This window comes from Thermodesulfovibrionales bacterium (genome assembly GCA_035622735.1).
Lineage (GTDB): Bacteria > Nitrospirota > Thermodesulfovibrionia > Thermodesulfovibrionales > UBA9159 > DASPUT01.
Genome location: DASPUT010000009.1, coordinates 1 through 6,535 on the forward strand (window position 1 = coordinate 1; position 6,535 = coordinate 6,535).

The 6,535-nt window shown below is 52.8% G+C and carries 6 protein-coding genes; 4 read left to right on the plus strand and 2 right to left on the minus strand.

The features are described from left to right. A partial coding sequence (locus VEI96_00290; protein ID HXX56418.1) for a dihydrofolate reductase family protein occupies positions 1-449 on the plus strand: 449 nt, incomplete at its 5' end. On the opposite strand, the gene VEI96_00295 is transcribed toward VEI96_00290, so the two are convergent. Together VEI96_00295 and ccsA are read right to left on the minus strand one after the other, a co-directional pair. Next, positions 444-1,178 carry a hypothetical protein gene (locus VEI96_00295; protein HXX56419.1) on the minus strand — a complete coding sequence of 245 codons (735 nt, stop codon included), beginning with the start codon at positions 1,176-1,178 and terminating at the stop codon, positions 444-446. The genes VEI96_00290 and VEI96_00295 overlap by 6 nt on opposite strands. 20 nt (positions 1,179-1,198) lie before the next feature. After that, entirely contained in the window at positions 1,199-1,909 is a 711-nt protein-coding gene (gene ccsA, locus VEI96_00300; protein HXX56420.1) for a cytochrome c biogenesis protein CcsA, read from the minus strand. A 114-nt stretch (positions 1,910-2,023) separates the two neighbouring features. Here ccsA and VEI96_00305 point away from each other — a divergent pair, with 114 nt between their 5' ends. The 3 genes from VEI96_00305 to VEI96_00315 form a co-directional block, all read left to right on the plus strand. Then, positions 2,024-4,816: a PD-(D/E)XK nuclease family protein gene (locus VEI96_00305; GenBank protein HXX56421.1), complete on the plus strand. Its 2,793-nt coding sequence runs from the start codon at positions 2,024-2,026 to the stop codon at positions 4,814-4,816. A gap of 24 nt (positions 4,817-4,840) precedes the next feature. Beyond that, positions 4,841-5,257 (plus strand): secondary thiamine-phosphate synthase enzyme YjbQ, encoded by a 417-nt coding sequence (locus VEI96_00310; protein HXX56422.1) that lies wholly within the window; start codon positions 4,841-4,843, stop codon positions 5,255-5,257. A 46-nt stretch (positions 5,258-5,303) separates the two neighbouring features. Beyond that, the coding region (locus VEI96_00315) for a UvrD-helicase domain-containing protein (protein HXX56423.1) at positions 5,304-6,535 on the plus strand (1,232 nt) is incomplete at its 3' end.

Sequence of the window (6,535 nt, forward strand, 5' to 3'; positions counted from 1 at the left end):
GGGTCATCATCGATCCCGCCTTCGAAATAGCGGCCACGGCGAAGGTGCTGAGCATTCCCCCGGAGACAACCATTGTGGTGAGACGATTAACGGACAATGGTCCGTTTTCTGATATGCGCAGGAAGAAGATCCTCCTGACCCAAAGGGGCGTCGCCTTTATAGAGTTTGAAGGAGAGAGACTTGACCTCTCGTGGCTCATGAAGAGACTCGGAGAGAGGGAAATCGCTTCGCTCATGGTCGAGGGCGGTTCTTCTCTGAATGCGCATGCCCTCCACGACGGGATCGTCGACAAGGTGCTCTTCTTCATCGCACCGAAAATTATCGGCGGCAAAGACTCCTCTCCGGCTGTCGGAGGGAAAACATTCCGCAGACTCGAAGATGCCTTTTCGCTGAGAGATGTGAAAGTCAGGAGATTGGGAAGTGATCTTCTTGTCGAAGGGTATTTATAGTCTTGAATAATCTCTTTCATTTAGCACAAGCTCCTTCTTCGTCTTGAGGACAAGGGGGGTAACTGTGCCGATCATGAAAACGACTCCTCCCACCAAGGCCCACGCTGCGCCTGGCTCTCTGTATATTTCAAGAAGAACCGCCCTTTCGGGGAATGCCCGGAGGTCTTTCACGTGAACACCAATGCCTTCGTGGAATGAAGGTCTGTTCGGCATAAGCACGCCTTCTCCCGCGATTCGTCCGCCTGTCCAATAGGAGATACTCACGGTCCCGTCACTCAGATACCCGTAAGAGTCAACAGATATCAGTATGTCTCGAACACTCAAGGCGGAACCGTTTGGCAACTGCAGAACCGTTCCCTCACGGGCAACAGCGAGACTCCTAAAGCCCCCTATCGAACTCATGAAATGTGCCAGAAACATGCAGAGAAACCCGATATGAATTATCTGCGGCGATATGAGAATGAGCCACCCCGCCACCTTTTTCTTGTTAAGCAGAGACTGGACGCTACAGACCAGGGTATTCACAGCCAACAAGGCGATAATAGCCATGGCCACCCACAACCACCACGTTGTACCCACTGGCGCCTGAACAATCCACTCCAGGAGGGGGAGAGCATGGATTGACTGAACCGCATTGTTTGCCGGCATAATACATGCCCCTGCAAAGAGCACAATGAGGAGAAAAAGAAGAAGCACCACCGATGTTTTCAAGGAACCGAGGACTTCCATGGGCCGTTTTATGATGATCCCTAAAGGGTGTGTGAGCTCTTCATGAGAAGGCTTGCCCCGAGATACGTGATAACTACAATGACAAAGCCTGTCATGCCTAATATCACGGAAGGGTTGCCAATCCACCACGATTGCAATCTGGCGTGGAGATACAGAGTGTGGAACAGCCACAAAATGCTTGTCCAGAGTTCTTTCGGCGTCCAAAGCCAGTACGTCCCCCACGCGAGGTAGGCCCAGACCCCGCCGAATATCATCGAAAATGAAAAGCAGCAATAACCGACAAGGATAGTCCTGTACTGCAAACCCTCTCCTAGCGTATCCCTCTCCCTCAGGCATGTTAATCCTATGATCGCTCCGATACCGAAAAGGGCATAGGAAAAAAAGGCGAGAACCACATGGAGCTCGAACCAGACCGTATCGAGTACCGGCGGCAGGGGTGTATTGTGCTGTTTTGCCATCAAGGCGAAAGCGGTCAGAACAGCCGAGAGAACGGCAGTGCTGCGAAAGAATAGCGGTTTTTTGAGAAGGACGTAAAAGGGGATCGTGAACGCCACGATAGCCGCAGAAAGAAAGGTGAGGGTATCATGAGGTCCCACAAGGGGAAGCCTGCCCAAGGCCACGCCCCTGAAAAGCAGGTAGCCGGCCTGAGGGACAAGGCCCACGTAGAGGAAAGGCCGTTTCCAAATCCCCAAGAGATAGAGGGGCAGAGCTGCAATGGCTATCCAGAGCATGAGACTATTTTACATCATCTCCCCATGGTTTCCTGAAGACGATCTTTATTTACTGCTTCAGTTGGTCGCCACTTGAAACCCTTCTCTTGTTACAGGTAATCTTAAGAATACCTTATGATAAAAGTCTTCTATTCACCGCCGGGTCTCAATGTTTCCGAAACGCTCTTCAGGTACGCCCTCAAGGATTATTCTCTCAATTCTTACCACGATTATTCGGGCATCCTTTCTGTAGTCCCCTCTTCACTCATGGCGCGTGAATCTCAGAAGATATTTCACAGACTTGTAGCCGGCGAGTCTCATGGAATATGCTACATCCCCCCTGATGTGGTGACTCTGGATCAGCTCGCAAGGAAGGTTTACGCACTCTTCGGAGACAAGAGGGTGCTGGATGATTCGCTTGTCCCCGTAATCCTTTCCCTGATCTCACGAAGAGGACTCGGTTTCTCATCACTCGTCGCGCACTTCATCCGGGACATCGACAACAGATATCCGGATCAAGGAATCGATGAGATCAGAGGAATCTTCGACGAGATTTTTCGAGACCTCGGCATCCCGGAACCGGCAGCGAACATCTGCATCGAGTCTCTTGACCTTTATGACAGATTCAAAACCTTTCTGGACGAGAAGGGTGTCGCGAGAAGGGAGGATCTACTCCGCTTCGGGAGGGACCGCTTTCCTCTGGTGTCGGGGAAAATCGTCATCATCAACGGATTTTATGATCCCGTCAACTCTGAAAGGGATGCCCTGAGGGCCCTGATCGAGCGCGCAGAGCTCTCCCTCATCGCGCTGCCCTTCGACCCGGAGCACAGCGGCCTGAGTGAAGGGTATATCAGTTTTCTGAAGGAGATCGCGCCGCTTGAGGAGATACCGATGGGTATAGCCCCTAAAGGGGAATCCCGATTGTCACTTCGCGACGCGGGTAGCCGTGAACGTCCGGACGGCGACCGTTTTGTTTATCACCCCTATTCCGATCCCGAGGAAGAGGTCGAGGGAATCGCGAAGAAGATAAAATCTCTTGCTCTCTCGGAAAGGTTCGGTCGGCTCGAAGAAATTGTTGTCGCTTTTCCCGATCTCCCCCGATACGCCCCTCTCGTCGAACGGGTCTTCAGGCGATACGGCATTCCTTTCGTTCTCTCCCTGCGAAAACCCCTCGGCATGCGAAGGAGGTTCCTCGACCTCATCTGCCTCCTCGTATCCGTGGCGGGCAACTATCCGCGATTGAAATTCGCGCAGTTCCTCGCTTCCGACGCCTTCACGAAAATTCCCGAGGCCCTGAGGCGGTGCGTTCCCCTCTTTTCCCTCCAGTCAGGGATCGTATCCGGTAAGGAGTCATGGCTTTCCCTGATCGCCGAAGGCTCTGAGGCGATAGACATGGAGCGACTCCCGAAAGATGAGATCGAGAAAGGTCTTCTCTGGGTCTTCGACAAATTAGAGATCCTCGAGGAGCACAGATCCGGCTCGACGTTTCATCTCTACGGGGATATGCTCGGGAACCTTCTCGATGAATTCGGCTTCATAGCGGTACTGCCCTACGTCCCGGCTGGGGGGAATGAATCCGGAGGTCCTTTACCGGAGGAAAAGAAGGCCTTTCAGGAGGTCATGGAACGCCTTTCCCTGCTCGGTGAACTCTATCCGGGAAGTGTCAGCCTCACTGAATTCACCCAAGTGCTCGCTCATCTCCTCAATGCCTCACCGGTTGAGGAAAAGGGTTACGGCGTCAGGGTCATGGATTTCTTTGAGGCGCCTGGATTGTCTCCCGGATTTCTCTACCTCGGAGGACTCACTGACAGGGCGATGCCGAGGAGACAGGAGACCGACTATTTCCTGCCCGACAGCGCCAAGAAAAGGGCCGGTTTTACCCACCTCGATAAGTATCTTGAACTCCAGAGGTTTATCTTCTCCCGTCTCGCAACCTCCTCAATGAATATCCATCTCTCCTATCCCCAAACAGATGGAGAAGACACGCTTCTTCACTCTTCGTTCCTCTATTCGGGAGAAGAGATGAAGGAGGATATCCCCGGAATATTTTCGAAGGAGGAGCAGCTCACGAGAACCGGCAGCAGACCCCTTGCGTCGCGCATAACGGAAGTGAGAGACGCCTCCCATGGATCACGCTTCCGGGCGTATCTGAAGGTTACGGACGTCGATGCCTACAGGTTCTGTCCGAGAAAATTCTTCATTGAACGGGTGGCCGAGATGTCGCCCCTCTCCGTGAAGGAATATGAGGTCGAGGCGATAACCCTCGGAAACATCCTTCATAGAATCATGGAGAAGATTATACCGCAGCCGATGAAGGACCTCGAGAATCTCGGCACGAGAGCGGCAGAAATCGCAGAGGGCGTCATCGGCGAAAAGAAGATAGGCGATTACTGGAAGGCGCTCATCAGGGACACGTTTCTCGAGATACTGCCTGATATCATCGAGAGAGAACGCGAAATACGGGCCGAGGGGTATGTATCAAGCTCTGTCGAAAGATCCATCTCCGGCGAGCCTCTCGATGGGATAATGCTAAAAGGCAAGATAGATCGCTTCGACAGGATCGGCGATTCGGTCCAGATAATCGATTATAAAACAGGTGCGGCCGGTCTCAACTGCTCCCAGGTTGTGAGGGGGAATGAAAACCTCCAGCTCTTCCTCTATGCGGCGATCCTGAAGAGCCAGGGTTATCGGGTGGAGCGGGTCGGAGTTTACTCTCTCAAGGATGTTCGGATCAAGTGGTGCCCGTCGGTGAGGGCATGCAGGGGCGGTGACAGGGGGACGATCGATGATTATATCGTCGCTTCCCTCGGCTTCCTTGAAGAGGCGGCGCGGGGGCTGAGGGCGGGGGATTTTACGGCAAGGCCGCTCCAGGAGTATAACTGCAGGAACTGTCATGAGTACTCCCTCTGCCCCTACATCCAACAATGATTTTTGAAGATCGGAGGAATCGTCGTGAAGTCCTATCGTAAAGAACTCTCCTTCACTACTCCTGCGAGGAAGGCGTTTATCAATATCACTCCTCATGTGGAGGCATGCCTGAGGGAGAGCGGCGTCAAGGACGGACTTGTGCTCGTCAACGCGATGCATATCACGGCATCGGTTTTTATCAATGATGACGAATCCGGGCTCCATCACGATTTTGACGTCTGGCTCGAAAAGCTCGCACCCCACGAACCGGTGAAGCAATATCAGCATAATGTCGGAGAGGATAATGCCGATGCCCATCTCAAACGGCAGATCATGGGGAGAGACGTCGTCGTAGCCATAACCGACGGAAGGCTGGATTTCGGTCCCTGGGAACAGATTTTTTACGGTGAGTTCGACGGAAGACGAAAGAAGCGGGTCCTCGTAAAGATTATCGGGGAATGACCATGAAAAGAATGAAAGACAGGCAGTCACATGAGCGGGTTCGGCAATGAACGAGAGTTACCTTGACATAACGAAGAGCGTGCTGATCTCCTCTCCTGCCGGTTCGGGGAAGACCGAGAAGCTTGCGAGGAGATATATCGCGCTCCTCAAGAACGGTTCGGAGATCGAGAGGATTCTTGCCATCACCTTTACCGATAAGGCCGCTGCGGAGATGAAGGAGCGGATCATAAAGATTCTGAAGGCCGAAGACCCCGACATGTTCGCTGCGATACGTAACCGGATGCCGAGGACTCGAATCTCGACAATACATTCCTTCTGTCTCAGACTCCTAAAAAGGTTCTGCCTCGATCTCGGCATAGACCCGGCCTTGGAGGTGATGGACAGCTTTCACGCCGACACCCTCTGGTCTGAGGCGGTCTATGAATCCCTTCTCGAAGACGGTTTATCAGGTGAAAAGGCGTTCTATGAACTCATCAGGCACAAGGGGATTAAAGGCTGGAACAAGCTCTATGCCGTACTCTGGGAACTCCACGGCAAGAGGCCCCATATCGAACTCGGGATCAAACAGATGGTAGAGACCGAAATTGACGGGAAGTCATGCGACCGTCTGCCGCCTGACCACCCGGAAAGGATAATTACCCTTTATTGCCGGTGTCTCGACCGTTACCGGAAGAAAAAGATCGAAAGGCATCTTCTCGATTACAGCGATCTTGAACTGATGGCGTATGAGGCGATTTCGAGAAATCCGGAATGGCAGAACATCCTCTTTTCCTTCGACGAACATACGGACCATATCCTCGTCGATGAATTTCAGGACACGAGTTCCCTCCAGTGGAAACTCATCGACAAGCTCACCGAAGAATGGCGTTCGGGCGCCGGCCGTAAGAGAAGTTCCGGTATAAAGCCGTCGATATTCCTCGTAGGGGATGACAAGCAATCCATCTATTCATTCCGCGGCGCCAACGTCTCTCTCTTTAAGAACGCACGAAGGCATCTCGCCGAATGGCTCGGTGAAGAGTACCATTTCATTGAGGTTAAGGAAAACTACCGCAGTCTTCCCCCAGTCGTGAAATTTGTGAACGCCCTTTTCGAAAAAGTGATGCCGACCTCCCTCTATGAGGAGGAGAGGATAGAATACACGCCCTTTGAGGCAACACGGCAGTGCGCCGATGTCGGCGGAAGCGGCGTAGAACTCCTCCTCATCGACAGCGCGGAGGGAATGCGGGAAACGAGAAAGGCCGAGGCGTCGGTCATTGTTGAGAAGATGAAGGGATTACA

Excerpts from the sequence above, each read along its gene's own strand:
- ccsA (HXX56420.1), bottom strand. The coding sequence starts at position 1,909 with ATGCTCTGGATAGCCATTGCAGCTCTGCCCCTCTATCTCTTGGGGATT.
- VEI96_00305 (HXX56421.1), top strand. The coding sequence starts at position 2,024 with ATGATAAAAGTCTTCTATTCACCGCCGGGTCTCAATGTTTCCGAAACG.
- VEI96_00295 (HXX56419.1), bottom strand. The coding sequence starts at position 1,178 with ATGGAAGTCCTCGGTTCCTTGAAAACATCGGTGGTGCTTCTTCTTTTT.